Source organism: Streptomyces sp. NPDC002537, from assembly GCF_053594975.1.
Map to the genome: position 1 here is coordinate 105,148 of NZ_JBSFWT010000009.1, position 25,215 is coordinate 130,362.

General features: G+C 72.2%; 28 protein-coding genes. 18 read left to right on the top strand and 10 right to left on the bottom strand.

The genetic code is table 11. The annotated features are described in order from the left end of the window. Window positions 1-50: 50 nt before the first annotated feature. Complete coding sequence (locus tag ACWD4A_RS06915; RefSeq protein WP_451190343.1) at window positions 51-728, top strand: response regulator; 678 nt, start codon at window positions 51-53, stop codon at window positions 726-728. Between the two features lie 25 nt (window positions 729-753). Here the strand turns inward: ACWD4A_RS06915 and ACWD4A_RS06920 are convergent, their stop codons facing one another. Next, window positions 754-1,611 carry a LysR family transcriptional regulator gene (locus ACWD4A_RS06920; RefSeq protein ID WP_451190345.1) on the bottom strand — a complete coding sequence of 286 codons (858 nt, stop codon included), beginning with the start codon at window positions 1,609-1,611 and terminating at the stop codon, window positions 754-756. Between the two features lie 127 nt (window positions 1,612-1,738). Here ACWD4A_RS06920 and ACWD4A_RS06925 point away from each other — a divergent pair, with 127 nt between their 5' ends. Further along, entirely contained in the window at window positions 1,739-2,338 is a 600-nt protein-coding gene (locus ACWD4A_RS06925) for a short chain dehydrogenase (RefSeq protein WP_451190348.1), read from the top strand. Window positions 2,339-2,370: 32 nt separating this feature from the next. On the opposite strand, the gene ACWD4A_RS06930 is transcribed toward ACWD4A_RS06925, so the two are convergent. Next, entirely contained in the window at window positions 2,371-3,456 is a 1,086-nt protein-coding gene (locus ACWD4A_RS06930; RefSeq protein ID WP_451190350.1) for a DUF5937 family protein, read from the bottom strand. Between the two features lie 98 nt (window positions 3,457-3,554). Here ACWD4A_RS06930 and ACWD4A_RS06935 point away from each other — a divergent pair, with 98 nt between their 5' ends. Next, window positions 3,555-3,926, top strand: coding sequence for a hypothetical protein (locus ACWD4A_RS06935; protein ID WP_451190351.1), 372 nt, complete (start codon window positions 3,555-3,557; stop codon window positions 3,924-3,926). On the opposite strand, the gene ACWD4A_RS06940 is transcribed toward ACWD4A_RS06935, so the two are convergent. Beyond that, window positions 3,834-5,099 (bottom strand): threonine aldolase family protein, encoded by a 1,266-nt coding sequence (locus ACWD4A_RS06940; protein ID WP_451190353.1) that lies wholly within the window; start codon window positions 5,097-5,099, stop codon window positions 3,834-3,836. The two genes, ACWD4A_RS06935 and ACWD4A_RS06940, sit on opposite strands and share 93 nt — an antisense overlap. A gap of 186 nt (window positions 5,100-5,285) precedes the next feature. On the opposite strand from ACWD4A_RS06940, the gene ACWD4A_RS06945 reads away from it, so the two are divergent. The 11 genes from ACWD4A_RS06945 to ACWD4A_RS06995 all read left to right on the top strand — a co-directional run bounded on the left by ACWD4A_RS06945 (window position 5,286) and on the right by ACWD4A_RS06995 (window position 14,172). Then, on the top strand, window positions 5,286-6,206 hold the full coding sequence (locus ACWD4A_RS06945; RefSeq protein ID WP_451190355.1) for a Rossmann-like and DUF2520 domain-containing protein: 921 nt from the start codon (window positions 5,286-5,288) through the stop codon (window positions 6,204-6,206). After that, complete coding sequence (gene panC / locus ACWD4A_RS06950; RefSeq protein WP_451190358.1) at window positions 6,203-7,093, top strand: pantoate--beta-alanine ligase; 891 nt, start codon at window positions 6,203-6,205, stop codon at window positions 7,091-7,093. The genes ACWD4A_RS06945 and panC overlap by 4 nt, the downstream gene beginning before the upstream one ends. Further along, entirely contained in the window at window positions 7,090-8,817 is a 1,728-nt protein-coding gene (locus ACWD4A_RS06955) for an L-aspartate oxidase (RefSeq protein ID WP_451190361.1), read from the top strand. The genes panC and ACWD4A_RS06955 overlap by 4 nt, the downstream gene beginning before the upstream one ends. Next, window positions 8,814-9,821: a carboxylating nicotinate-nucleotide diphosphorylase gene (gene nadC / locus ACWD4A_RS06960; RefSeq protein ID WP_451190364.1), complete on the top strand. Its 1,008-nt coding sequence runs from the start codon at window positions 8,814-8,816 to the stop codon at window positions 9,819-9,821. Before ACWD4A_RS06955 ends, nadC begins: the two co-directional genes overlap by 4 nt. Next, window positions 9,821-10,618, top strand: coding sequence for a type III pantothenate kinase (locus ACWD4A_RS06965; protein ID WP_451190367.1), 798 nt, complete (start codon window positions 9,821-9,823; stop codon window positions 10,616-10,618). Before nadC ends, ACWD4A_RS06965 begins: the two co-directional genes overlap by 1 nt. 144 nt (window positions 10,619-10,762) lie before the next feature. Beyond that, window positions 10,763-11,452 carry a hypothetical protein gene (locus ACWD4A_RS06970; RefSeq protein ID WP_451190369.1) on the top strand — a complete coding sequence of 230 codons (690 nt, stop codon included), beginning with the start codon at window positions 10,763-10,765 and terminating at the stop codon, window positions 11,450-11,452. A 123-nt stretch (window positions 11,453-11,575) separates the two neighbouring features. Continuing rightward, window positions 11,576-12,352, top strand: coding sequence for a hypothetical protein (locus tag ACWD4A_RS06975; protein ID WP_451190371.1), 777 nt, complete (start codon window positions 11,576-11,578; stop codon window positions 12,350-12,352). A gap of 65 nt (window positions 12,353-12,417) precedes the next feature. Next, window positions 12,418-12,582: a hypothetical protein gene (locus tag ACWD4A_RS06980; protein WP_451190373.1), complete on the top strand. Its 165-nt coding sequence runs from the start codon at window positions 12,418-12,420 to the stop codon at window positions 12,580-12,582. 167 nt (window positions 12,583-12,749) lie between these two features. Beyond that, entirely contained in the window at window positions 12,750-13,145 is a 396-nt protein-coding gene (locus ACWD4A_RS06985) for a BlaI/MecI/CopY family transcriptional regulator (protein ID WP_451190375.1), read from the top strand. Window positions 13,146-13,154: 9 nt separating this feature from the next. Beyond that, window positions 13,155-13,673 (top strand): amino-acid N-acetyltransferase, encoded by a 519-nt coding sequence (locus ACWD4A_RS06990; protein ID WP_451190376.1) that lies wholly within the window; start codon window positions 13,155-13,157, stop codon window positions 13,671-13,673. Window positions 13,674-13,833: 160 nt separating this feature from the next. Then, window positions 13,834-14,172, top strand: a complete 339-nt coding sequence (locus ACWD4A_RS06995; RefSeq protein WP_451190378.1) for a histone-like nucleoid-structuring protein Lsr2 — start codon at window positions 13,834-13,836, stop codon at window positions 14,170-14,172. Here the strand turns inward: ACWD4A_RS06995 and ACWD4A_RS07000 are convergent. Then, window positions 14,103-14,753, bottom strand: a complete 651-nt coding sequence (locus ACWD4A_RS07000; protein ID WP_451190380.1) for an SCO3374 family protein — start codon at window positions 14,751-14,753, stop codon at window positions 14,103-14,105. The genes ACWD4A_RS06995 and ACWD4A_RS07000 overlap by 70 nt on opposite strands. Before the next feature lie 502 nt (window positions 14,754-15,255). On the opposite strand from ACWD4A_RS07000, the gene ACWD4A_RS07005 reads away from it, so the two are divergent. Next, window positions 15,256-17,781, top strand: a complete 2,526-nt coding sequence (locus ACWD4A_RS07005) for an ATP-dependent Clp protease ATP-binding subunit (RefSeq protein ID WP_451190381.1) — start codon at window positions 15,256-15,258, stop codon at window positions 17,779-17,781. A 167-nt stretch (window positions 17,782-17,948) separates the two neighbouring features. Continuing rightward, complete coding sequence (locus tag ACWD4A_RS07010) at window positions 17,949-18,590, top strand: LysE family translocator (protein ID WP_451190382.1); 642 nt, start codon at window positions 17,949-17,951, stop codon at window positions 18,588-18,590. Window positions 18,591-18,627: 37 nt separating this feature from the next. Here the strand turns inward: ACWD4A_RS07010 and ACWD4A_RS07015 are convergent, their stop codons facing one another. Next, complete coding sequence (locus ACWD4A_RS07015) at window positions 18,628-18,984, bottom strand: trypco2 family protein (RefSeq protein ID WP_451190383.1); 357 nt, start codon at window positions 18,982-18,984, stop codon at window positions 18,628-18,630. A gap of 341 nt (window positions 18,985-19,325) precedes the next feature. Here ACWD4A_RS07015 and ACWD4A_RS07020 point away from each other — a divergent pair, with 341 nt between their 5' ends. Together ACWD4A_RS07020 and ACWD4A_RS07025 are read left to right on the top strand one after the other, a co-directional pair. Continuing rightward, window positions 19,326-20,063 (top strand): M23 family metallopeptidase, encoded by a 738-nt coding sequence (locus ACWD4A_RS07020; RefSeq protein ID WP_451190385.1) that lies wholly within the window; start codon window positions 19,326-19,328, stop codon window positions 20,061-20,063. 111 nt (window positions 20,064-20,174) lie between these two features. Then, complete coding sequence (locus ACWD4A_RS07025; protein ID WP_451190387.1) at window positions 20,175-20,636, top strand: VOC family protein; 462 nt, start codon at window positions 20,175-20,177, stop codon at window positions 20,634-20,636. A 58-nt stretch (window positions 20,637-20,694) separates the two neighbouring features. Here the strand turns inward: ACWD4A_RS07025 and cseC are convergent, their stop codons facing one another. The 5 genes from cseC to ACWD4A_RS07050 form a co-directional block, all read right to left on the bottom strand. Then, entirely contained in the window at window positions 20,695-21,996 is a 1,302-nt protein-coding gene (gene cseC, locus ACWD4A_RS07030) for a two-component system sensor histidine kinase CseC (RefSeq protein ID WP_451190389.1), read from the bottom strand. Window positions 21,997-22,026: 30 nt separating this feature from the next. Beyond that, a complete protein-coding gene (cseB, locus tag ACWD4A_RS07035) occupies window positions 22,027-22,731 on the bottom strand; it encodes a two-component system response regulator CseB (RefSeq protein ID WP_451190391.1) in 705 nt (234 codons plus the stop codon). A 7-nt stretch (window positions 22,732-22,738) separates the two neighbouring features. Continuing rightward, window positions 22,739-23,401 (bottom strand): hypothetical protein, encoded by a 663-nt coding sequence (locus ACWD4A_RS07040; RefSeq protein WP_451190393.1) that lies wholly within the window; start codon window positions 23,399-23,401, stop codon window positions 22,739-22,741. Then, a complete protein-coding gene (locus tag ACWD4A_RS07045; RefSeq protein WP_121801639.1) occupies window positions 23,389-23,937 on the bottom strand; it encodes a SigE family RNA polymerase sigma factor in 549 nt (182 codons plus the stop codon). Before ACWD4A_RS07045 ends, ACWD4A_RS07040 begins: the two co-directional genes overlap by 13 nt. A gap of 222 nt (window positions 23,938-24,159) precedes the next feature. After that, complete coding sequence (locus ACWD4A_RS07050) at window positions 24,160-25,053, bottom strand: A/G-specific adenine glycosylase (RefSeq protein WP_451190395.1); 894 nt, start codon at window positions 25,051-25,053, stop codon at window positions 24,160-24,162. Window positions 25,054-25,215: the final 162 nt, after the last annotated feature.

The window sequence follows — 25,215 nt, forward strand, 5'->3', positions numbered from 1 at the left end:
CCGTAGTACACATCCGGTGTAGTACGCATCCGGTCCAGAAAGGGATCTCTATGTCCATCCGGGTCATGCTCGTCGACGACCAGGCGCTTCTCCGTACCGGCTTCCGTATGGTGCTGGCCGCCCAGCCCGACATGGACGTCGTCGCCGAGGCCGGGGACGGCGCCGAGGCGCTGGAGGTGCTGGCCGGTACCGAGGTGGACGTCGTCCTGATGGACGTGCGCATGCCCCGGCTGGACGGCGTGGAGGCGACCCGCCGCATCTGCGCGCAGGAGAACCCGCCGAAGGTGCTGATCCTGACCACGTTCGACCTGGACGAGTACGCCTTCTCGGCGCTCAAGGTCGGCGCGAGCGGCTTCATGCTCAAGGACGTGCCGCCCGCCGAACTGCTCGGCGCGATCCGGGCCGTGCACAGCGGTGACGCGGTGGTCGCGCCCAGCACGACCCGGCGGCTGCTGGACCGTTTCACCCCGATGCTGCCCAGTACGGGAAACGAGCCGACGAGCGCGGAGATCGGCAGGCTCACCGACCGGGAGCGCGAGGTCATGATGCTCGTGGCGCAGGGCCTCTCCAACGGTGAGATCGCCGGGCGCCTGGTCCTCTCCGAGGCCACGGTCAAGACCCACGTGGGGCGCATCCTCACCAAGCTGGGCCTGCGCGACCGGGTGCAGGTCGTCGTCCTCGCGTACGAGAGCGGCCTGGTGCGGGCCGGCGGGGGAGCGGGGCAGTAGCCGCAGTAAGGGTTCCTGCGGCTGATCAGCCGCTGACCACGTCCCGTACGGCCTCGCGGAACGTATCCGTCGCCGGGTGCGTCGGCCGCGCCGGGCGGGCGAGCCACACCGTCGCGGCGGGGGCGTCCGTGACCGTGACGTAGCGGACGCCCGGGTGCGCGTGGCTCTCCCGCGTGCCGGCCGCCGCCAGGCCGATCGCCTGACCGGCGGAGACCACGGTCAGCCATTCGTCGACGTTGCGTGCCTCGACCGTCCGCAGCGGCCGGAGGTCCGGGGGCCACAGCTCGACCCCGGCCGAGCTTGTCTCCGGGCAGACGACGAGGGTCTCGGTGTGGAGCTCGGCCGCCGTGACCGTGTCGCGGGCGGCGAGCGGATGGTCGTCGGGGAGGGCGGCGACGCGTTCCTCCAGGTAGAGGGCCTCCGCCTCGATACGTGGGTCGGTGGGCCGGACGCGCAGGATCGCCAGGTCGACCTCGCGCGTGGCGAGGCCGGCGGTGCGGTTGTCCATCCGGCGCAGCTCCAGCGGGACGTGCGGGTGGTCCCGGCGCCAGGAGCGCAGCAGGGGCACGGTCTGCCGACCGAGGACGGCGCAGTTGTAGCCGAGCCGCAGCGGCCGGGAGACGGCCGCCGTGTCGGCGAGCGCCGCGTCAAGGTGGGCGAGGATCGCCCGGCCGTGCTCCAGCAGCGTGCTCCCGGCCGGGGTCAGGGCCAGACGGCGGGACGAGCGGTCGACGAGCCGCACCCCGACCCGCTGTTCGAGCTGGGCGAGCGTACGGGACAGCGCGGGCTGCGTCAGGCACAGCCGCGCGGCCGCCGCGGTGACCGTGCCCTCGTCGGCGATGGCGACCAGGGCCTTGAGGTGCCGCAGCTCCACATCATCCATGCGTCCGGAGCATAGTCGCTGCGCAGAAGGTATTTCCGGATGCGGGGGTGGCCTTCTAGCGTCGGGGTTGTCCGCGGGGCGGCCGCCCCGCGGTTCTCGATTCCGTTCGTTTTCTGGAAGGTCGGCAATGAAGATTCTCCTCGTCGGTGCCTCCGGCACCCTGGGTACCGCGGTGCGCACGGCTCTGAGCGACCGTGGCCACGACGTGGTCACCGTCGGACGGACGAAGGGCGACATCGTCTGCGACATCACCGACCCCGAGGCGGTGGCGGGCCTCTACGGGCAGGTGACGGGGCTCGACGCGGTGGTGTGCGCGGCGGGCGACGCCGTTTTCAAGCCACTGGGTGAACTGGCCGCCGACGACTTCGCCACCTCCTTCCGGGGGAAGGCACTGAGTCAGATCGAGCTGGTCCGCCAGGGCGCCCGGCACCTGCCTCCGCACGGCTCCTTCACCCTGATCAGCGGAATCCTGACGCACGAGCCGATCCCGGCGGGCGCCGCCGCTTCCGCCGTGAACGGGGCGGTGGAGGCGTTCGTCCGGGCCGCCGCCATCGAGCTGCCGCCGCAGCGGATCAACGCCGTGAGCCCGACGATCGTGGCGGAGTCGGTCGCCGCGTACGGCGCCTTCTTCCCCGGCATGGAACCGGTCCCCGCCGCGCGCGTCGCACAGGCGTACGTCCGCTCGGTGGAGGGACGGCAGACGGGGCAGGTCTACCGCGTGGGATGAGTACCCAGGCTCCCTCGCGGGACCGCTCGGGATCAGCGCAGCACCGTTTCCAGGAAGTCGCTGCCCAGCCGTGCCACCGTCGTCAGGTCCAGCTGGTGCAGGACGTAGCGGCCCCGCCGCCGTGTGCCCAGCAGGCCGGCTTTCTTCAGCACGGCTATGTGCCGGGACACCTCCGGCGGCGTCAGGCCGTACGCGGCGGCCAGCTCTCCTGTGGTGTGCGGGCCGCGCGAGAGGGTGCGGCACAGCCGCATCCGCACCGGGTGGGAGAGCGCCTCCAGCCGCTGCTGCACCAGGTGCGGGGCCGTGGGCTGGGGAAGCTCGGCGGCGGTCACCGGGTACTGCACGACCGGCTTCCAGCCGGAGCGGTGGACGGCGAACAGGTGCGGCCAGCCGAACGCGGTCGGCAGGAAGACCACTCCCCGCCCGCGTGCCGCGGTGGTCCGCCCGACCGTCAACTTGTCGATGACGATGCGCGACCCGTCCTCGCTGAGCGAGATCGCGGGGGAGACCGCTCCGAGGGCCTCCGCGAGGCCCTTGCGCCGGAGCAGCTCCGCCTTGTGCCGGGCGTCGGCGGCCAGCTGCACCCGGACCCGCTGCCAGTTGTCGCCGAAGAACGCCTGCTCGCAGTCCTCGAAGAGCCGCCGCAGCCAGCCGCGCAGCGTGGTGGGGTCCTCCAGCACGCGGGCCGCGAACGCCGCCTGCAGCGGCCCGCGTGCGGCGGACAGCTCCAGCACCCGCGCCCGCTGCCCGGCGTCGACCAACGGGGAGGGCCACCCCTTCTCGTAGCCGGGGTGGCAGGTGATCTCGAAGGCCGCCGAGACGAAGGCCTCGTCGTCCATCCGGTCGAGGTCGTCCAGCTCTTCGGCGAGCGTGGCCCGGGGGACGGCGGGCAGCAGGAAGTCCGAGCGCGAGGAGCGCCACAGGAAGTCCGCCTCGGTCAGCCTGTCGGCGAGATCCGGCTGGAGGGAGGACGCGGTGGCGGTGGCCCAGCCGTGCAGCCCCGGGTGATGGCCCGGCTCGGCCAGCGCGTGCAGCATCGCGCCCAGCTCCGCGAGGGGCGACGGGCAGAACTGGATGCGCTCCAGCGGCAGGCCGGTGATGTCGATGTCCACGCTCATGCGCCCATCGTGCCTCTCTCCTCGCAGGTCGGGCCGTCGATTGACGGTCCTTGTCAATCCACACGGCGAAGGCCCCGCGACCGGCGCAGGGTGGAGCCATGAACGCCACCCAGCAGCACATGCTCGACCTCTACCGCACCGCCCAGCACCATGAGCCCGCGCCATCCTCCCCGGGCGAGGGCGAGCTCCGCCTCATCCGCGAATTCCGCACCTGGAGGGACTTCCGGGCCGTCGTCGACGAGCGGGCCGCCGCCCGCCGGGCCCGTCGGCGCGCACTGCTCCGCCTCCTGCTCCCGGGGGCCCTCCCGCGCCAGGAGACCCGCACCCCCGCACGACCGGCCGGCCGGCCCGCAGCCGCCGCCCCCGCGCCCGATGCCCTATCGGCCTGCGCCTCCGGAGCCCGCCGCCACCCGGGCCAGAAAGGCACCGACCGCCTCGACGACCGCCTCGGACGTCCAGCCCAGGGCTGACGAGCCGACCGTGACCTCGGTGATCGACAGACCGGGCACCTCGGACGCGTACCAGCCGCCGAACACCAGCGTCCGCGTCTCCTCGGCCAGCGACACCCCGGCCTCGTCCAGCACCGCCACCGGATGCGGCAGCCACACCTGGAACTGATGGGTGTGCGGCACCTCCGGACTCACCCGGAACCACGGCACCCCCGCTGTCCGGAACGCCTCCGCCACGGCCGCCGCCACCACCTCGGCGTGCGCCACGTACGACGGCAGCCGGGGCAGCTCCCGCTCCAGCCCCGTCAACGCCGCGAGCGCCGCGGGCCACTGCTGGAACACGTTCCCGCCGTACCGGTGCCGCCAGGCACGCGCCTCCTCCACCAGCTCCGCGGGACCGGCCAGCGCGGCCCCCGATATGCCGCCGAGCGACTTGTAGAAGGACACGTAGACCGAGTCGGCGAGAGCGGCCACCTCGGCCAGCCCCACCCCGAAACGGGCCGGGCACTCCCACAGCCGCGCCCCGTCGAAGTGGACCACCGCGTCCCGCTCGCGGGCGGCCTCCACGACCGCCACCAGCTCCTCCCACGTGGGCAGGACGAAGCCCGCGCGCAGCAACGGCAGTTCGAGCGCGAGCGTCCCGAACGGCTCGTCGAGATCACGCACCTCCGCGGCCGTCGGCAGCCGCGGCGCGTGCGTCGGGTGCACCGCGCGCAGGCCCGAGACCCGCGCGTACGCACCGCGCTCGTCCCGCTCCAGATGGGACATCGGGTGCAGCGCCACGACCTCGCTGCCCGTACGCCCCGCCCAGCACCGCAGGGCCACCTGCTGCGCCATCGTGCCGGTCGGGAAGAACGCCGCGGCCTCCATGCCCAGCAGCTCCGCGACCCTGCGCTCCAGCTCGCCGACGATCCCGTCCCCGTCCCCGTACGCGTCCAACGGCAGATCCAGCGCCGGGCCGGGGGCGTCCGCGGCCAGGGCCGCCAGCCGCTCGCGCACCGTCGGCGCGGACAGGCCCGCCGAGAGGATCCGCTCCGCGCCCCGCGCGGCCGCCGCCCACCGGGCCCGGCCCACCCCTTCCCTCATCTCCCGCACCTCTTCCCCGCTGGCTTCCCCGCCGGCTTCCCCGCCGGATTCCCCGCCGAATTCCCCGCCGGATTCCCCGGCCCCTGGCACTGGTCCGTCTCCCGTCATGCCTCGATGATGACCCACCGCGACCCCGCACCCGGAGTTATCCACAGGCAGGTTTTCCACAGGGCTGGGGACGTACGGAAGAGGCCACCCCGTACTCGCGTAGCATGACGAAGGAATCGTCCGGTACCCGCCCCTGGCCTGCGCGGCATGGGGGAGCCCAGGACTGGAACGGAAGGCCATCGCCGCGTGAACGCACAACCCATCCCGCAGCACCCGAGCACTCAGGACCGCCCGGCCCGGCTCACCGTGGGCGTCGTCGGAGCGGGCCGTGTCGGCCCCCCGCTCGCCGCCGCGCTGCGACTCGCCGGACACCGCCCCGTGGCGGCCTCCGGGGTCTCGGACGCCTCCGTGCGCCGGGCCGCCGAGCTGCTCCCCGGAGTGCCCCTCGTCCCGCCCGCCGAAGTCCTCGCGCGCGCGGAGCTGGTGCTGCTCACCGTCCCCGACGACGTCCTCCCCGGCCTCGTCGCCGGCCTCGCCGAGACCGGCGCCGTCCGCCCCGGGCAGATCATCGTGCACACCTCGGGCCGGCACGGCGCGGCCGTTCTCGACCCGGCCCGCCGGGCGGGCGCCCTGCCGCTCGCCCTCCACCCCGCCATGACCTTCACCGGCACCCAGGTGGACGTCGAGCGGCTCGCGGGCTGCTCCTTCGGCGTCACCGCGCCCGACGAACTGCGGCTCGCCGCGGAGGCCCTGGTCATCGAGATGGGCGGCGAGCCCGAGTGGATAGCGGAGAGCGCCCGCCCGCTCTACCACGCGGCCCTCGCCATGGGCTCGAACCACCTGGTCACCCTGGTCGCCCAGGCCATGGAGCTGCTGCGCACCGCCGGTGTCGCCGCCCCCGACCGCATGCTCGGGCCGCTCCTCGGCGCCGCGCTCGACAACGTCCTGCGCAGTGGGGACGCGGCCCTCACCGGCCCGGTGGCCCGCGGTGACGCGGGCACCGTCGCGGCCCACATCGAGGAGCTGCGCGCCCACGCGCCCAACGCCGTCGCCGGATACCTGGCCATGGCGCGCACCACCGCGGACCGCGCACTCGCGCACGGCCTGCTCAAGCCGGAACTGGCGGAGGACCTGCTCGGCGTCCTCGCGGACGGAGGCAACGCATGACCATCCAGCTCACCCGCACGGCCGAAGAGCTCCACGCCCTGCCCCGGGACGGCCGCCGCGCCGTCGTCATGACCATGGGCGCCCTCCACGAGGGCCACGCCACCCTGGTCCGCACCGCCCGTGAGCTCGTCGGGCCCGACGGCCAGGTCGTCGTCACCGTCTTCGTCAATCCCCTCCAGTTCGGCGCGGGCGAGGACCTCGACCGCTACCCGCGCACCCTCGACGCCGACATCGACATCGCCGAGAAGGCCGGTGCCGACATCGTGCTCGCCCCCGCCGTCGACGAGGTCTACCCCGGCGGCGAGCCCCAGGTGCGGATCACCGCCGGCCCCATGGGCGAGCGCCTCGAAGGCGCCTCCCGCCCCGGCCACTTCGACGGCATGCTCACCGTCGTCGCCAAGCTCCTGCACCTCACCCGGCCGGACGTCGCGCTCTACGGCCAGAAGGACGCCCAGCAGCTCGCGCTCATCCGCCGCATGGTCCGCGACCTCAACTTCCCCGTCGAGATCGTCGGCGTCCCCACCGTCCGCGAGGGCGACAACCTCGCCCTCTCCAGCCGCAACCGCTATCTCTCCGAGGCCGACCGTGCCTCCGCCCTGGAGATATCCCGCGCCCTGCTCACCGCCGCGGCGGTGGCCGACAGCGGCCCCGCGGCCGTCCGCCGCTCCGCCCGCGCCATCCTGGACGACGCGGCACGGATGGAGCCCCCGGTCGTCCTCGACTACCTGGCCCTCGTCGACCCCGCCGACTTCACCGAGGTCCCCGACGGCCACACCGGTGAGGCCGTCCTCGCCGTCGCCGCCAAGGTGGGCGCCACCCGCCTCATCGACAACATCCCCCTGACCTTCGCCGAAACGGCTTTCGTGGAAACCGGAGCACAGCGATGACCGGCATACGGCTGAACGCACCCCGGCCCGGCTGGTCCGTCGACGCCGATGTGGTCGTCGTCGGCTCCGGCGTCGCCGGGCTCACGGTCGCCCTGCGCTGCGCCGCCGCCGGCGCCCACGTCACCGTCGTCACCAAGGCGCGCCTCGACGACGGCTCCACCCGCTGGGCGCAGGGCGGCATCGCCGCCGCGCTCGGCGAGGGCGACACCCCCGAGCAGCACCTCGACGACACCCTCGTGGCCGGCGCCGGGCTCTGCTCCGAGGAAGCCGTGCGCGCCCTGGTCACCGAAGGCCCCGACGCGGTGCGCCGCCTCATCGCCACCGGCGCCCTCTTCGACACCGACGACGACTCCGGCGAGATCCTGCTGACCCGCGAGGGCGGCCACCACCGCCGCCGCATCGCCCACGCCGGAGGCGACGCCACCGGCGCCGAGATCTCCCGCGCCCTGGTCGAGGCCGTCCGCGCGGCAGGCATCGAGACCGTCGAGAACGCCCTCGTCCTCGACCTCCTCAAGGACTCCACGGGCCGTGCCGCCGGAGTCACCCTGCATGTCATGGGCGAGGGCTGCCACGACGGCGTCGGCGCCGTCCGCGCCAAGGCCGTCGTCCTGGCCACCGGCGGCATGGGCCAGGTCTTCTCCGCGACCACCAACCCCCCGGTCTCCACCGGCGACGGCGTCGCCCTCGCCCTGCGCGCCGGGGCGGAGGTCTCCGACCTGGAGTTCGTCCAGTTCCACCCCACCGTCCTGTGGCTCGGGCCCGACGCGGAGGGCCAGCAGCCCCTGGTGTCCGAGGCGGTCCGCGGCGAGGGCGCCCACCTCGTCGACGCCGACGGCCACCGCTTCATGGTCGGCGCCCACGAGCTCGCCGAGCTCGCCCCCCGCGACATCGTCGCCAAGGGCATCACGCGCCGCATGCAGGAGCTCGGCGCCGAGCACATGTACCTCGACGCCCGGCACTTCGGCGCCGAGATGTGGGCCCACCGCTTCCCCACCATCCTCGCCGCCTGCCGCACCCACGGCATCGACCCCGTGACCGAGCCCATCCCCGTCGCGCCCGCCGCGCACTACGCCTCCGGCGGCGTGCGCACCGACCTCCACGGCCGTACGACCGTGCCGGGGCTCTACGCCTGCGGCGAGGTCGCCTGCACGGGCGTCCACGGCGCCAACCGCCTCGCCTCCAACTCCCTGCTGGAGGGCCTGGTCTTCGCCGAGCGCATCGCGGCCGACATCGCCGTGGCCGCCACCGGCGCCCCGGGCGAGGCCATCGCCGCCGACCTGCCCGCCACCCCTCTCCTCGCCCCCGAGGCCCGCTTCGCCGTCCAGCGGATCATGACCAACGGTGCCGGAGTGCTCCGTTCCGCGGAGAGCCTGCAGCGCGCCGCGGCCGAACTCGACCGGCTGCACGCCGCGGCGGCCGACGCGCTGGAGACCGACGGGAAGACCGCCGAGCCCGGCACCGAGAGCTGGGAGGCCACCAACCTCCTGCTCGTCGCCCGCGTCCTGGTCGCCGCCGCCCTGCGCCGCGAGGAGACCCGCGGCTGCCACTGGCGCGAGGACTTCCCCGACCGCGTCGACACCGCGTGGCGCGGCCACCTGCTGGTCTCCCTGCGCCCCGACCGTACGCTCGAGGTTTCCCGCACGGACTCCGCGGACTTCCCCGCGGTGTCCCCCGCAGCCGTCCCGACGAACCCCACTCCCGCCGCTCCCAAGGAGACCCCGTGAGCACCACCGACGACCTTCCCCTGCACCAGATCGGCCCGTCCGCGGAGGAAGCGGCCGTGGGCTGCGGTGACGGCTGCGGCTGCGGCGAGTCGTTCGAGGCGGACGTCATGGAATGCGGTCTCGACCCCGCCCTCGTCGAGCTGCTCGAGGCCGCGGGCCTCGACCCGCTCCAGGTCGAGGACATCGCCCACCTCGCCATCGAGGAGGACCTCGACGGCGGCGAGGACGTCACCACCGTCGCGACGATTCCCGAAGACGCCCGCGCCACCGGCGACTTCACCGCCCGGGAGGACGGCACCGTCGCCGGACTGCGGATCGCCGAGGCCATCCTCTCGGTCGTCTGCACCGACGAGTTCGAGGTCGAGCGGCACGTCGAGGACGGCGACCGGGTCACGGCCGGGCAGCGGCTGCTGACCGTGCGGACCCGCACCCGCGACCTCCTCACCGCCGAGCGCAGCGCGCTCAACCTGCTCTGCCGGCTGTCCGGCATCGCCACCGCCACCCGCGAGTGGGCCGACGTCCTCAAGGGCACCAAGGCCGCCGTCCGCGACACCCGCAAGACCACCGTGGGCCTGCGCGCCCTGGAGAAGTACGCGGTCCGCTGCGGCGAGGGCGTCAACCACCGCATGTCCCTCTCGGACGCCGCGCTCGTCAAGGACAACCACGTGGTCGCCGCCGGTGGCGTCGCCGCCGCGTTCCGGGCCGTGCGCGAGCGGTTCCCCGGCCTGCCGGTCGAGGTCGAGGTCGACCGCCTCGACCAGATCCCCGAGGTCCTCGCCGAGGGCGCCGACCTCGTCCTGCTCGACAACTTCACCCCCGAGCAGACCCGTGAGGCCGTCGAACTCGTCGCGGGCCGCGCCATGCTGGAGTCCTCCGGCCGCCTCACGCTCGTCAACGCCCGTGCGTACGCGGAGACCGGCGTCGACTACCTCGCGGTCGGCGCGCTCACCCACTCCTCCCCGATCCTCGACATCGGCCTGGACCTCCGGGAGGAGACCGCCTGATGCTGCTCACCATCGATGTCGGCAACACCCATACCGTCCTCGGTCTGTTCGACGGCGAGGACATCGTCGAGCACTGGCGGGTCTCGACCGACCCCCGCCGCACCGCCGACGAACTGGCCGTCCTGCTCCAGGGTCTGATGGGCATGCACCCGCTGCTCGGCGACGAGCTGGGTGACGGCATCGACGGCATCGCGATCTGCTCCACGGTCCCCGCCGTCCTGCACGAGCTCCGCGAGGTCACCCGCCGCTACTACGGCGACGTGCCCGCGGTCCTCGTCGAGCCGGGCGTCAAGACCGGGGTGCCGATCCTGATGGACAACCCCAAGGAGGTCGGCGCCGACCGGATCGTCAACGCCGTCGCCGCCGTGGAGCTCTACGGCGGCCCGTGCATCGTCGTCGACTTCGGCACGGCCACCACCTTCGACGCGGTCAGCGCGCGCGGGGAGTACGCGGGCGGGGTGATCGCCCCCGGCATCGAGATCTCCGTGGAGGCCCTGGGCGTCAAGGGCGCCCAGCTCCGCAAGATCGAGCTGGCCCGCCCGCGCAGCGTCATCGGCAAGAACACGGTCGAGGCCATGCAGTCCGGCATCCTCTACGGCTTCGCGGGCCAGGTCGACGGCGTCGTCGCCCGCATGGCCCGCGAGCTCGCGGACGACCCCGAGGACGTCACCGTCATCGCCACCGGCGGCCTCTCCCCGCTGGTGCTGGGCGAGGCGACCGTCATCGACGAGCACGAGCCCTGGCTGACGCTCATCGGCCTGCGCCTGGTGTACGAACGCAACGTGGCGCGGTCCTGACACCGGCCTGCCCAGGGGCCGCGTCCCGGGCAGGCCGGCATCGCCCGTCCGGCATGTGAGCAAACGGCATTGTGAGCAAACGGAAACGCCGTACCCGTTGACGCAACCAACCCCCCGCTCCAACTGTCCTGTCACCTGCGGGACATGATCGTGCACATGATGGGCGTGGAGCGTATGCGCAGGAAGCGGACAATGCGTCGGTGGCTGGCGGCAGCCGCAACGGCAGCCGGCCTCGCCGCCGTCGGGGCGGCCGCCGCCCCGGCCCGCGCCGCGGAACCCGGCGCCGACTACCAGGCCGTCGCCCACCCCGTCGTCGGCCGCGTCGGCCAGACCGTCGAGGTCGAACTGGGCGTCAGGAACGGCGGCCCCGGCCCCGCCGTCACCCGGGGCGGCCACGGCGCCGGCGCGTACGAGGTGATCCCTCCGGCGGGCACCACCATCACCGCGGCCCGTACCCCGCGCGGCGACGGGCGGCAGCCGTGCGTGGCGAAGGCGGTGCCCGGCGGCCCCGCCACGTACGTCTGCGCGATCGGCGAGAACTTCCCCGCCGGGGACACGGAGACGCTGCGCTTCGAGGTCCGCATCGACCGGAAGGTCGGCGGCGCGCAGGGCCGCGTACAGGTCCTCGACCACGACGGGGAGCGCGCCACCCCCGACCCGGACCCCGCCAACGACTCGGCGGTCATCCGCGTGGAGATCCTGGACCCGGCCACGGCGCCCGAGCCCCCCGCCGACCCCGGCACCAACGGCACCCTCCTCATCGCCACCACCTCGGGCACGGCCCTCTCGGCCGGAGCGATCGCGGTGGGCGCCGCCCGCCGCAGACAGCGCTGACCCGGGCGCCGCCGCGCCCCCCCCACGCGCCGCACCGCGCCCGTGGAGCGCCGCCCGACACCGTGGCACGCCCGAAAAACCCAGCTCATCCAAATTTGTCCGCTTAGCACTTAAAGTCGGCGCATGCCCACGCCCTATGGATCACGCGGCGGCATGGCATTCAGCGCGGACGAACTGCGCGTGCTGCGCCGAGCCCTCGCCATCGCCCTCGACCCCCAGTCCGTGCCCGGCCGTCCGGGCCCCGAGCGTGCCGAAGAGGTGCGGGAGTTCCTCCGGCTCGCGGAGGCCGTGGACGAGGCGGCCCGCGAGGGCGGCCGGCTGCGCGCCTTCCTCCTCGCCGACCTCGCCCGCTACCGCGACGCCCTGCCCGGCGCCGCCGCCGGCTACACGGAGCGGCTCCAGGACGCCCTCGCGGCGGGCTACCAGCCCCGCCCGGAGGACCTGACGGCGCTGCGGACGCTCTGTACGGGCCCCTCAGGGGGTGCCGAGGCCGACCGCCGCCGTGCGCTGCTGCACCGCTGCGAACACCTCGCCGAGCTCGTCGTGCGGGCGCGGCTGGCCGACCGGGCCGCCGCGGTGCCCGCCTCCCGGCCCGAGCCGCGCCGTGCGCGCCTGCTCGCCCTCCCGGGCGGCCGCGCGGCGAGTGCGGCGGCCGCGCCCGCCGGAACGGCCGCCGGGCCGCCGGATTCCCGCCCCGAGCAGAAGTCCGAGCAGAAATCCGAACTGAAGTCCGAGCCGAAGCCCGCGCCGAAACCGGCGCCCCGTCCCGCCCCGGCCGCGCCCAAGCCGCCCCGGCCGGACCGCCCCATTCCCACTCCCGGAGAGGTGTTTCCGCCGCGGCGCAAGGCCGCCCCGCCGCCCGCGGCGACGGATTCCGACCCCGCGGCCCGTCCGGCCTGAAGCGCGCGTAATCTGGACGGGTCGCGCACAATCGCAGAATCCAGAACCAGAAGGAGCCGACGGCCATGGACTATGTCGCAGCGCTGGTCCCGCCCGTGGTGATGGCGGTCGCATTCATCGCGCTGATCGTGACGATCGTCAAGAGTCAGGGTGGCGAGAACAAGGCGAAGGAAGACGCCATCGTCGACGCGGCCATGGCCCGCACCCCGAGCGCCGAGCAGGCGCGCTAGGGCGACGGCCCACGAGTTCCCGCCGAACGGTCCCCGGCGCCGTCCGGTCCCGTATGGGCGTATCACGTCCACAGGGCGTACGTTCCGAGACTGCAATTCTCGGCCGTACGCCCTTTTTCGCGCCACGATAAACCGGCATTCTAGACATCTCCCACTATTATTCGCGTGTGGTTCGACGCCTGGGTGATCTGGAAGACGCCGTCATGACGCGCGTGTGGGACTGGAACCGACCGGTCACTGTTCGAGAAGTGCTGGAAGACCTTCAGAAGGAACGGTCCATCGCCTACACGACCGTCATGACCGTAATGGACAACCTGTATCAGAAGGGCTGGGTCCGGCGGGAGGCGGAAGGCCGCGCCTATCGATATGAGGCGGTCTCCAACCGGGCCGCCTACTCGGCCGCACTGATGAACGAAGCGTGGTCCGTGAGTGACAACCCCGCGGCCGCACTCGTCGCCTTCTTCGGCATGATGTCGGCCGAGCAGCGCGAAGCCCTCCGGGACGCCATCCACATCGTGCAACTCGACGGGCCCGCCGACGGTACCGGGGCCTCCGGGCGATAGCGTCCGGTCATGCCCGCGCTATCAAAAGTCGTCACCGTCCGCCGTGCCCGGACCAGCGATGTTCCGGCGGTCCGCCGCCTCATCAACACGTACGTTCGTGAGCGCATCCTGCTCGACAAAGCCACGGTCACGCTTTACGAGGACATCCAGGAGTTCTGGGTGGCCGAACGGGACACCGACGGCGAGGTCATCGCCTGCGGCGCACTCCATGTGATGTGGGAAGACCTCGCCGAGGTGCGCACTCTCGCGGTGGACCCGAGGGCCAAGGGCGGCGGGGTCGGCCACGCGGTACTGGACAAGCTGCTGCAGACGGCCCGCTGGCTCGGCGTCCGGCGCATTTTCTGCCTCACCTTCGAAGTCGACTTCTTCGCGAAGCACGGCTTCGTGGAGATCGGTGAGACGCCGGTGGACGGCGATGTCTACAGCGAGCTGCTGCGTTCCTATGACGAGGGCGTTGCCGAGTTCCTGGGTCTCGAACGGGTGAAGCCGAACACCCTTGGCAACAGCCGGATGCTTCTGCATCTGTGATCGCGGTCCCTATGTCCGAATCGCGCCCCTATCCCACGCCTCCGGAAGGCATCGTTCCCACTCAGAAGGCGGGCTGAACCTTCCCGGGGGGTTTGTGTTTTTCAGAGAAAGGCGGTTTGCTATTCCTCCGTAATCCCATTTTCCACTGAAAGGATTCCCCGTGGCACAGAAGGTTCAGGTCCTTCTTGTTGATGACCTCGACGGTGGCGAGGCGGACGAGACCGTGACGTTCGCGCTCGACGGCAAGTCCTACGAGATCGACCTCACCACGGCCAATGCGGACAAGCTGCGCGACGCGCTCGCTGACTACGTGAAGTCGGCGCGCCGTACGGGCGGCCGCACCGCGGGTGCCCGCGGCAAGGCGCGCGCCGGTGCCACCGGCGGCAGCCCCGACACCGCGAAGATCCGCGCGTGGGCCAAGAAGAACGGCTACAACGTCAACGACCGCGGCCGCGTCCCCGCCGACATCCGTGAGGCGTACGAGAAGGCCAACGGCTGATCTCCCGTCGGCCGACGCGTGCGCGCGTCCCCGGCGCGCAGCAACCGGGCCCGGTGGCACTCCGTCGCCGCCGCGCTCACGAGCCGTACGAGATCGGGGGCGCCCCCATCGCCCCCGAGGCCGGTCACCGGCAGTGTCGGCTCCACCTCGCCCCCCGGCTCGGGAGGCCGTACCCACACGGCCTTCCCCGAGTCGAGCGCCACGAGGTGCCCGCGGCCCTCGCCGGCGGGCACCGGCGCCACCATCCGGCCGCCCGACCCCAGTGCGACCAGATCCAGGGCCACCCCGCCCCACTCCAGCCAGTCGAGCAGCCCCGGCAGCTCGTCCGCGCTGCCCGCGGCGATCAGGAACCGCAGCCTCCGCGCTCGTACGTCGAGCGCGACGGGCCCGGTCCGGACCGCTCGGGCCAGCACCGCGAGGCCGGCGTCCAGCGGTAGGTCGAGGACGTCGAAGTGCACCCCGGTCACCAGCTCCAGGGGTGCCTCGCCCACGGTCGGCCAGTTCAGCTCGTGCTCGTACCAATGGCGTGCCCGGCACCATGGAGATGCGGGGCCGCAGGGGCGCGGGAGGGCAACGGTCATACGCGGTGCAACTGAGAAGCGCCCAAGAGGTTACGCAGCGTTGGTAGTTGGGAACGCTCCGTATAAGGGGCAAGGGGCGTACGGAGGCTCCGGGCAGCGCGAGGTTGTTCGCCCGTAGCGGAGGGATGCAGGCCGCGCCGCATGGATCGTGCGCGCGTACGGGTAGGACCTTCCCGGTGGGAAAGAGGCGGTACAGCAGCGGTCATGGCGCACCACCGGGGGTCCCGGCGGTGCGGCGGGCGGGCGTGTCGGGCCAAGCGTGCGTTCGCCATGGGCGTAGTGGTGGTGAGCGTATATGCCTGGCCTGCGGGAACATCGTCTCCCACCATCGGGTTGGAGGAGTTGTCGGCTGTTCGGCAGCAGGTTTCCCCGCCGACGCGGGGGTGATCCGGACGGATGTCGGCAGTTGGAATGAGCTGTCCCGTCCCGCGGGACTAGCATGCGGAAGGACAGGGAGGGGACCGACCCCTAACTGCCTGACCGCTCTGAGGAGCGATTAACGATGTTCGAGAGGTTCACCGACCGCGCGCGGCGGGTTGTCGTCCTGGCTCAGGAAGAAGCCCGGATGCTCAACCACAACTACATCGGCACCGAGCACATCCTCCTGGGCCTGATCCACGAGGGTGAGGGTGTCGCCGCTAAGGCCCTGGAGAGCCTCGGGATTTCGCTCGAGGCGGTCCGCCAGCAGGTGGAGGAGATCATCGGGCAGGGGCAGCAGGCCCCGTCCGGGCACATCCCCTTCACTCCCCGTGCCAAGAAGGTCCTGGAGCTGTCGCTCCGCGAGGCCCTCCAGCTCGGCCACAACTACATCGGTACGGAGCACATCCTGCTCGGCCTGATCCGTGAGGGCGAGGGCGTCGCCGCCCAGGTCCTGGTCAAGCTGGGCGCCGATCTCAACCGGGTCCGGCAGCAGGTCATCCAGCTGCTCTCCGGTTACCAGGGCAAGGAGGCCGCCACCGCGGGCGGCCCCGCCGAGGGCACGCCCTCGACCTCCCTCGTCCTGGACCAGTTCGGCCGCAACCTGACGCAGGCCGCTCGCGAATCCAAGCTCGACCCGGTCATCGGGCGCGAGAAGGAGATCGAGCGGGTCATGCAGGTGCTCTCCCGCCGTACGAAGAACAACCCCGTCCTCATCGGCGAGCCCGGTGTCGGCAAGACGGCGGTCGTCGAGGGCCTGGCCCAGGCCATCGTCAAGGGCGAGGTGCCCGAGACCCTCAAGGACAAGCACCTCTACACCCTCGATCTCGGTGCCCTGGTCGCCGGCTCCCGCTACCGCGGTGACTTCGAGGAGCGCCTGAAGAAGGTCCTCAAGGAGATCCGCACCCGCGGCGACATCATCCTGTTCATCGACGAGCTCCATACCCTCGTGGGTGCAGGCGCCGCCGAGGGCGCGATCGACGCCGCCAGCATCCTCAAGCCGATGCTGGCCCGCGGTGAGCTGCAGACCATCGGTGCCACCACGCTCGACGAGTACCGCAAGCACCTGGAGAAGGACGCCGCCCTCGAGCGCCGCTTCCAGCCCATCCAGGTCGCGGAGCCGTCGCTGCCGCACACCATCGAGATCCTCAAGGGCCTGCGCGACCGCTACGAGGCCCACCACCGGGTCTCCATCACGGACGAGGCGCTGGTCCAGGCCGCCACCCTGGCCGACCGCTACATCTCCGACCGCTTCCTGCCGGACAAGGCGATCGACCTGATCGACGAGGCCGGTTCCCGGATGCGCATCCGCCGGATGACCGCGCCGCCGGACCTCCGCGAGTTCGACGAGAAGATCGCCGACGTGCGCCGGGAGAAGGAGTCCGCGATCGACTCGCAGGACTTCGAGAAGGCCGCCTCCCTGCGCGACAAGGAGAAGCAGCTCCTCGCCGCGAAGGCCAAGCGGGAGAAGGAGTGGAAGGCCGGCGACATGGACGTCGTCGCCGAGGTCGACGGCGACCTGATCGCCGAGGTCCTCGCCACGGCCACCGGCATCCCGGTCTTCAAGCTGACCGAGGAGGAGTCCTCCCGCCTGCTGCGCATGGAGGACGAGCTGCACAAGCGCGTCATCGGCCAGAAGGACGCCATCAAGGCGCTCTCCCAGGCCATCCGGCGCACCCGTGCGGGCCTCAAGGACCCGAAGCGCCCCGGCGGCTCGTTCATCTTCGCGGGCCCGTCCGGTGTCGGTAAGACGGAGCTGTCCAAGACGCTCGCCGAGTTCCTCTTCGGCGACGAGGACGCGCTGATCTCCCTCGACATGTCGGAGTTCAGCGAGAAGCACACCGTCTCCCGGCTCTTCGGCTCCCCGCCCGGATACGTGGGCTACGAGGAGGGCGGCCAGCTCACCGAGAAGGTGCGCCGCAAGCCGTTCTCCGTGGTCCTCTTCGACGAGGTCGAGAAGGCCCACCCGGACATCTTCAACTCGCTGCTGCAGATCCTGGAGGACGGTCGCCTGACCGACTCCCAGGGCCGCGTGGTCGACTTCAAGAACACCGTCATCATCATGACGACCAACCTCGGCACCCGGGACATCTCCAAGGGCTTCAACCTGGGCTTCGCCGCCCAGGGCGACGTCAAGACCGGGTACGAGCGGATGAAGGCGAAGGTCAACGAAGAGCTCAAGCAGCACTTCCGGCCCGAGTTCCTCAACCGTGTCGACGACACGGTGGTCTTCCACCAGCTGACCGAGGAAGACATCATCCAGATCGTCGACCTGATGGTCGCCAAGGTGGACGAGCGGCTCAAGGACCGCGACATGGGCATCGAGCTCAGCTCGGAGGCCAAGTCGCTGCTGGCGAAGAAGGGCTACGACCCGATCCTGGGTGCCCGCCCGCTGCGCCGCACGATCCAGCGCGAGATCGAGGACATCCTCTCGGAGAAGATCCTCTTCGGTGAGCTCCGTCCCGGCCACATCGTGGTCGTCGGCACCGAGGGCGAGGGTGAGGAGAAGAAGTTCACCTTCCGCGGCGAGGAGAAGTCGGCCCTGCCGGACACCCCGCCGGTCGAGTCCGCCGCCGGTGGCGCGGGCCCGAACCTCTCGAAGGACGCATAACGACGCCATAGGCGTCCACGGCAATGGGGTCGGCCCCGGAACCAATTGACGGTTCCGGGGTCGTCCCCATTTTCCTGCCCGAATTCGGATCTTCTCCGGTCCGAATTCGGATATCGCCTGTCCCGGGCCATGGTTCGCGCTCCGGACCGTCACTAGGCTGACGGTCCATGGTTATTACAACTGCCCTCTGGTCCTTTGCTGTTGTCGTCGGTCTGCTCACGCTCACCCCGGGGCTGGACACGGCCCTGATCCTGCGTACCGCCGCGCTCGGTGAGCGACGGAGAGCCTGGGGCGCGGTGCTCGGCATCCAGACCGGCACCATGATCTGGGGAGCCCTCGCCTCGCTCGGGGTGACCGCCCTGCTCGCCGCGTCCCCGGTCGCCTACGAGGTGCTGCGCTGGGCGGGCGTCGGCTATCTGACCTGGATGGGCGCCCGGATGCTCCGGGACACCTGGCGGAGGCGGGGCGAGGCGGGGGCCGTGGCCCCGGAGGAGCCCGGGGAGCGTCCGGGCGGGCTGCTGGCGGGCTGGCGCCGGGGCCTGCTCACCAACCTCCTCAACCCGAAGATGGGCGTCTTCTACGTCGCCGTGCTGCCGCAGTTCATCCCGGCTGGCTCCTCGCACGTCGTCATGGGCCTGCTGCTGGCCTCGGTGCACGTACTGCTGGCGCTGGTCTGGTCCACCGTGCTGATCGTGTGTGCTCAGGCGATGCGCGGGTGGCTGCGCAAGCCGGTCGCCCGGCGGGTGCTGGACCGCGTCACCGGAGCGGTGATCGTGGGCTTCGGGGTGAAACTGGCCCTCGGGGATTGACAGCCGGACCGCCGCTCCGCAGGCGCCCGTCCCGCCGTTACCGGTCGGCGGGGCCGCCGAGCCGGGTGGTGCCGCCCTGCCGCTGGTTGCCGACCCGCAGGGTGCCTCCCGTGCGGGCGTCCTTCGGCGTGAGCGTGAACGAGACCTTGTGGGTGCGGGTCGAGCCCCGGGACGCCTCCGCGTCGGCGCTGACGACCCACGCCTTCACGCCGCCGGAGCCCTTGAGGTCCCGCCGGACCTCGACGCTGAACTCCATGGCGATCGGGCCGACGTCGAAGACGACCTCCTTGCCCGTGCCCCGCGCCGCAGCCGTGGTGAGGCCGTCCCGGACCGCCTGGACGGCGTCGGCCAGCTCGACGCCGTCGAACTCGGAGTGGTGCGCATCGTTGCTCATCGTGACGCCCCCGGTGGTGTGCGGTCGTGGGTGCTGCTGCCGTCCGGGAGCGTACCGCCGGAGCGCGGCGCGGGTCCCGGAAACGGCGGGGCCGGAGGTCCCGGCCCGGTGACAAGCCGCACAGGGCCGATCCCGGCTACTACCCGCATTAGCGGGCCGACAGCCGCCACAAAAGCGTGAATTTGGCGTGCGGCGCCCGGGGGTAGGGACCAAATGCCCGCGCCGCGGATACGAAATCCGCTAGTAGAAGGCGCCCTTGGCGGCCCGGAAAATCCGGGTTACCAAGGTATGGCGATCCCGGTCGGCGACCGGGACCCATTCATGCCTGGAGGTATTTCTTCATGTCGAAGCGCACCCTTTTCCGTAATGCGAGCACTTCCGTTCCGCGCACCCGCGCCGCCGTTGTGGTGGCCGCCGGGCTGGGCGCCTCGCTCGCACTCGGAACCGGTGTGGCACTCGCGGCGGACGACTCCTCCACCCAGAAGCGGATCCCGGCCTTCGCGTCCGTGGCCGCGCTGGACGGCGCGCTGCACGCCCAGGCGGAGACCCAGCTGAAGACCCACGCCCGGGAGCAGGCCGACCGGGAGCGGGCCCAGCAGGAGGCCGCCAAGCGGGCCGAGGACGTCCGCAAGGCCGCCGAGGCCTCGCGCAAGCGCGCCGACGCCTGGGTCGCGCCCGTCGAGGGCTACCGGATCGGCCAGCCCTTCGGCATCGCCGGCAACATGTGGGCCAACAAGCACAGCGGCCAGGACCTGGTCGTCGACAGCGGTACGCCGGTGAAGGCCGTGCACCGCGGCACGGTCGTGAAGGCGGGTCCCAACGGCGGCGGCGACGGCCCGGCGTACGGCAACGCCGTCGTGATCAAGCACGACGACAACACCTACTCGCAGTACGCCCACCTCTCCCACGTGAAGGTGCGCGTCGGCCAGCCGGTCATGACCGGCGAGGAGATCGGCCTGTCCGGCTCCACCGGCAACTCCTCCGGCCCCCACCTGCACTTCGAGATCCGTACGACCCCGGACTACGGCACCGCCGTCGAGCCCCGCGCCTTCCTCAGCGCCCACGGCGAGAACCTCTGACACCACCCCGGCGCCACCCCGACCGACGCACGCCCCGCCTCCGGAGAGGCCGGGGCGTGCGTCGCGTGCCTACGGTGGTCGTGGAGCAGGACGAACCCTCGGGAGCGCGCCATGATCAGAGGCATCGCCATCACCACCGTCTGGGTCCTCGACCAGGACCGGGCGAAGGAGTTCTACACCGGCAAGCTCGGGCTGGAGGTCCGCACCGACATGACCATGGGCGGTGACAAGGGCATGCGCTGGCTGACCGTCGGCGCCAGGGACCAGCCGGACGTCGAGCTGACGCTGATGGTGCCCGGCCCGCCCGCGCTGGACCCGGAGTCCGCGGAGGCCGTACGGACGCTGGTCGCCAAGGGGGCGCTGGGCGCCGGGGTGCTGAGCACCGACGACGTGCACCGCGACTACGAGTCGCTCAAGGCCAGGGGCGTGGAGTTCCTGCAGGAGCCGCAGGAGCGGCCGTACGGCACCGAGGCGATCCTGCGGGACGACTCCGGCAACTGGTTCTCCCTCACGCAGCGCCGCGAGCAGCTCGACCTGGACAGGACCTGGGGAGAGTGCGTGGACCCCATGTGAGCCCCCGAGCGAGCCCCCATGCGAGGTCCTGAGCGAGCCCCCAAGTGAACGGAAGCCGCTAGTCCGGCACCTGGATGATCGGGAAGCTGCCCGTGTTGGTCGGCGCGGACTCCGGCAGCCAGAGCACGGCGATCGCGCCCCGCCCCTCGTCCGCCTCCGGATCGGCGTTGCGGAAGGTCAGGCGCGCGCCGAGCACCCTGGCCTGCCCGGCGGCGATGGTCAGCCCCAGGCCGTGTCCCTTGCCCGCGCGGTCCGAGCTGCCCGTGCGGAAGCGGCTCGGGCCCTCCTTCAGCAGCTCCTCCGGGAAGCCCGGCCCGTGGTCGCGCACGCGCACCACGCGCCCCTCGACGGTCACCTCGAACGGCCCCTTGCCGTGCTTGGCGGCGTTGGCGAGGAGGTTGCCGAGGATGCGCTCCAGCCGGCGCGGGTCGGTGGAGACGTACGCGTCGCGCACGACCCTGATCCGCGCCTCGGGCTCGGCGATCCTGACCCGGCGCTGGACGAACTCGCCCAGCAGGATCTCCTGCATCTCGGCGCGCTCCGCGAAGCCGTCCAGCCGGGCGACCTCCAGGACGTCCTCGACGAGGGTGCGCATCGCCTGGGCGCGGTCCCTGACCAGTTCGGTGGGGCGGCCGGGCGGCAGCAGCTCGGCGGCGGTCAGCAGCCCGGTGACCGGGGTGCGGAGCTCGTGGGCGATGTCGGCGGTGACCCGCCGCTCGGCCTCCAGCCGCCGTTGGAGCGCCTCCGCCATGCCGTCGACCGCGCGCGCCAGGTCGTCCGTCTCGTCGCGCACCCGGCCCCCGATGGCCTCGCGCACCCGCACCTCGGAGTCGCCGTCGGCGAGCTTGCGGGCGGCGGTGGCGGCCTTGCGCAGCCGCCGGGAGAGCTGGCCGCCGATCAGGATGCCCAGGGCGCAGCCGCCGAGCACCACCGCGACCGAGCCGATGATCAGTGCCCGGTCGAGGGCGTCGAGGATCGAGAAGCGGTCCTGGAAGCGGGTGTGGATCGAGAGGATCTTGCCGTTGCGCAGCGGCGTCGAGGCCCAGACCTCCGGGGCGCCCTTGCCGCCGGAGTCCTGCAGATAGGTGGCGCGCAGCCCCACGGCCGCCGCGTCCTTCAGCTGCTGGGGCAGCGTCGGGTCGTCCAGCTTGGCGTGGAGCATCAGCCGGTGGGTGCTCTCGTAGTAGCCCTGCGCGATCTGGACCCGCGAGTCCATCACGTCGCGGGCGTTGTCGAGCATCGACAGCCGGGCCGCGTTGTGCACCACGAGGCTCAGCGCGACGGCCACCAGCGCGCTGACACCGGCGATCGCCAGACTGACCTTCCAGCGCAGACCGGAGCGGAGGGAAAGCTTCACCATGGCAGGCCCCGGTGGATCACCATCGGGAGGTCAGCCTCTGAGTTTGTAGCCGAAGCCGCGGACCGTCTCGATCCGGTCCTGGCCGATCTTGCCCCGGAGCCGCTGCACGTGGACGTCCACCACCCGGGTGTCGCCGCCCCAGCCGTAGTCCCAGACCCGCTCCAGCAGCCGGTCGCGGGAGAGCACCGTGCCGGGCGCCGCGGAGAACTCCAGCAGCAGCCGCATCTCGGTGGGGGTCAGGGCGACGGGCTCACCGGCCTTGTGCACCTCCATGCCCTCCGTGTCGACCTCCAGGTCGCCGAAGCGCAGCACTCCGCCCTCAAGGGGCTCGGGCGCCTCGGCCCCGGCCCCGCCCGAGCCGCTGGCGTGCCCGAAACGGCGCAGCACGGCCCTTATCCGGGCGACGAGCACGGCACCGTCGAAGGGCTTGGTCACATAGTCGTCGGCCCCGGCCTCCAGGCCCAGCACGACGTCGATGGAGTCCGCGCGCGCCGACAGCATGATCACGGGGACGGTCGACTCGTCACGGATGCGGCGGCACAGGCTGACCCCGTCCAGGCCGGGCACCATGACGTCGAGCAGCGCGATGTCGGGCCTGCGGGCACGGAACCGCTCCAGCCCGAGCAGCCCGTCGGGGACCGCGGTCACCTCGAAGCCGTCGCGCTCCAGCGCCAGCTGGGTCGCCTCGCGGATGACGTCGTCGTCCTCGACGAAGAGCACATGCGTATCGGCCACGCTGCTCTCAGCCCTCCGTTCCCACACTCGGGAGTTCACCCTTGTCGTTGTTGCCGCCGACCTTGCTGAAGTCGGTGTGCGTGCGACTGGCCTCGCGGAACTCGCTGCCCGTCCAGTGGTACGTCATGACGTCCTCGCCCGACGCACAGCACGCCGCGTCACCGGGGCCGTAGACCTGCTTGGTGATCCGCAGGTCGCGGCGGTCTATCTCGGCGTAGACGGGCGGCTGCTCGGCCGCGAACACATTCTCGTACGTGTCGCCATGGGCACGGTACACATACGAGGCGACCCCCAGGGAATCGCCGCAGGTCAGGATGTTGACCACGACGTCGCTGCGGGAGCCCTCGGTGACCTGGCCGTAGGTCACGTCGACCGGGTACTGGTTCTTCTCGCAGGGCTTGAGGTTCTTCTTGACCTGATCGCCGACCTTGGGGTCCGCCTTGATCAGCTTGATGACGTCGACCTTGCCCTGCGTGGGGGACGCGCTCGCCGAGGGCATCCGGCTGGGCTTCGCCGCGGACTGGGTCTGCGCGGTGCCCTCCTTCCGCACGCCCTCGCTGCCCGCCTCGCATCCGGCGAGCAGAAGACCGGCGGCCGCGGCCATCGCTGCGACCGCGCCGCCGGTGATCAGTGCCGGCCTGTCAGGAGCCGCCTTGTTCAGGCTGCGCACCGTTCCTGCCCCCGCTCGTTGCGCTCAAGGGCGTGAAAGTCCAGGTCGCGGCTCTCCAGCTCCTGGCGCAGCCGGGCCAGCGCCCGGTGCAGCGTGCTCTTGACCGTGCCGGTCGACATGCCGAGCGCCTCCGCGGTCTCCTCGGTGCTCATCTGCTCCCAGTGGCGCAGCACCACGACGCTGCGCTGTTTGGGCGCCAGGACTCCGAGGATGTCCATCAGCAGGGCGCGGTCGGCGTGCTGCTCGGTGCCGTCCTCGACACAGGCGTCGGGGAGCTGCTCGGTGGGCACCTCGTCGAGCTTGCGGGCGCGCCACCACTCCGTACGAGTGTTGATCATGACACGGCGGAGGTAGGCGTCGGCCAGCGACTTGTCCGCTATGCCTTCCCAGCGGCCGTAGGTGCGCACCAGAGCGGTCTGCAGGAGGTCCTGGGCGTCGATGGGGTCCGGGACGAGACGGCGGGCGCTGCGCAGGAGGGCGTCCTGACGGTTGCGCACGTACTCTTCGAAGTCCAGAACCTTGCCGCTGCTGGCCATCTTGCAGCCTCCATTCCGCTTGCATTCCCCGCGTCAACGCTGGCGGTCCTCCAGCACGGGTAGGACGCTACGGAGGAGCTGTTGCGGCGTGATGTGCAGCAGCCCTGCGGCTGGTGCACAGCTGTCCATAGGTTGTGTAACAGCGGATCGGTAAAGCCGATGAAATGGGGCGCAAACGGGGTTACGGGCCTTGGGTTCATCACCGTTGCGCCCCGGGCGCCCCTAGGTCAGCGGCAGTCGGTACAGGCCGTCCGGCAGCGGTTCCACCAGGCCGTCCGAGACCAGCCCGTCCAGCGCGCGGGCGCGTTGCACCGGTTCGTCCCACACCCCGTCCAGGGCCGCCTGCGGCACCGGCTCCAGGGCCTCCCGCAGGACGGCCAGCAGCTTGCCGCGTACCTGCCGGTCCGTACCCGCGTACGTCTGGCCGCGGCGCGGCGGGCCGTCGTGGGCCGGGGAACCCGCCTCCCGCCACGCGCACCGCGCCGCGATGGGGCAACGGGCGCAGTCGGGGGTGCGCGCCGTGCAGACGAGCGCCCCCAGCTCCATCGTCGCGGCCGCCCAGCGGGCGGCGACCGGCTCGCTCTCCGGCAGCAGCGCGCGGGCCAGCTTCCGCTCGGCGGCGGTGGTGGCGTTCGGCGGGTACTGCGCGCCGCTCACCGCGCGTGCGAAGACCCGGCGGACGTTGGTGTCCAGGACCGCGTGCCGCTGCCCGTACGCGAAGGAGGCCACGGCCGCCGCCGTGTACTCGCCGACGCCCGGCAGCGCCAGCAGCTCGGCGTGGTCGCTCGGCACGTCGCCGCCGTGCAGCTCCGTGATCGCCGTCGCCGCCGCGTGCAGCCGCAGGGCGCGCCGCGGGTAGCCGAGCCTGCCCCAGGCCCGTACGGCCTCGCCGGGCGGCTCCGCCGCGAGGGCCGCGGGGCGCGGCCAGCGGGCGAGCCACTGCTCGTACACCGGCAGCACGCGGCTCACCGGCGTCTGCTGCAGCATGAACTCGCTGACCATCACGCCCCAGGGCCCCGCTTCCGGGCGGCGCCAGGGGAGATCGCGGGCGTGCGTCTCGAACCACGCGATCACGGGGGCGTGGAGTTCGGAGGTGGTGGGTGAGGAGGCAGTCATCACCACGATCCTGGCATGACATTGGTTGGGCCGGGACCGTTGGGTGCGGGCCGGTTCGCCGTCTGCGAGCCGGTTCGCCGCCTGCGGCGGGGGCGGCCTGCGGCCGCGTCCTCAAACGCCGGACGGGCTGATTTTGCCGGCGTAGCCCGCAGCCTGCGGGCG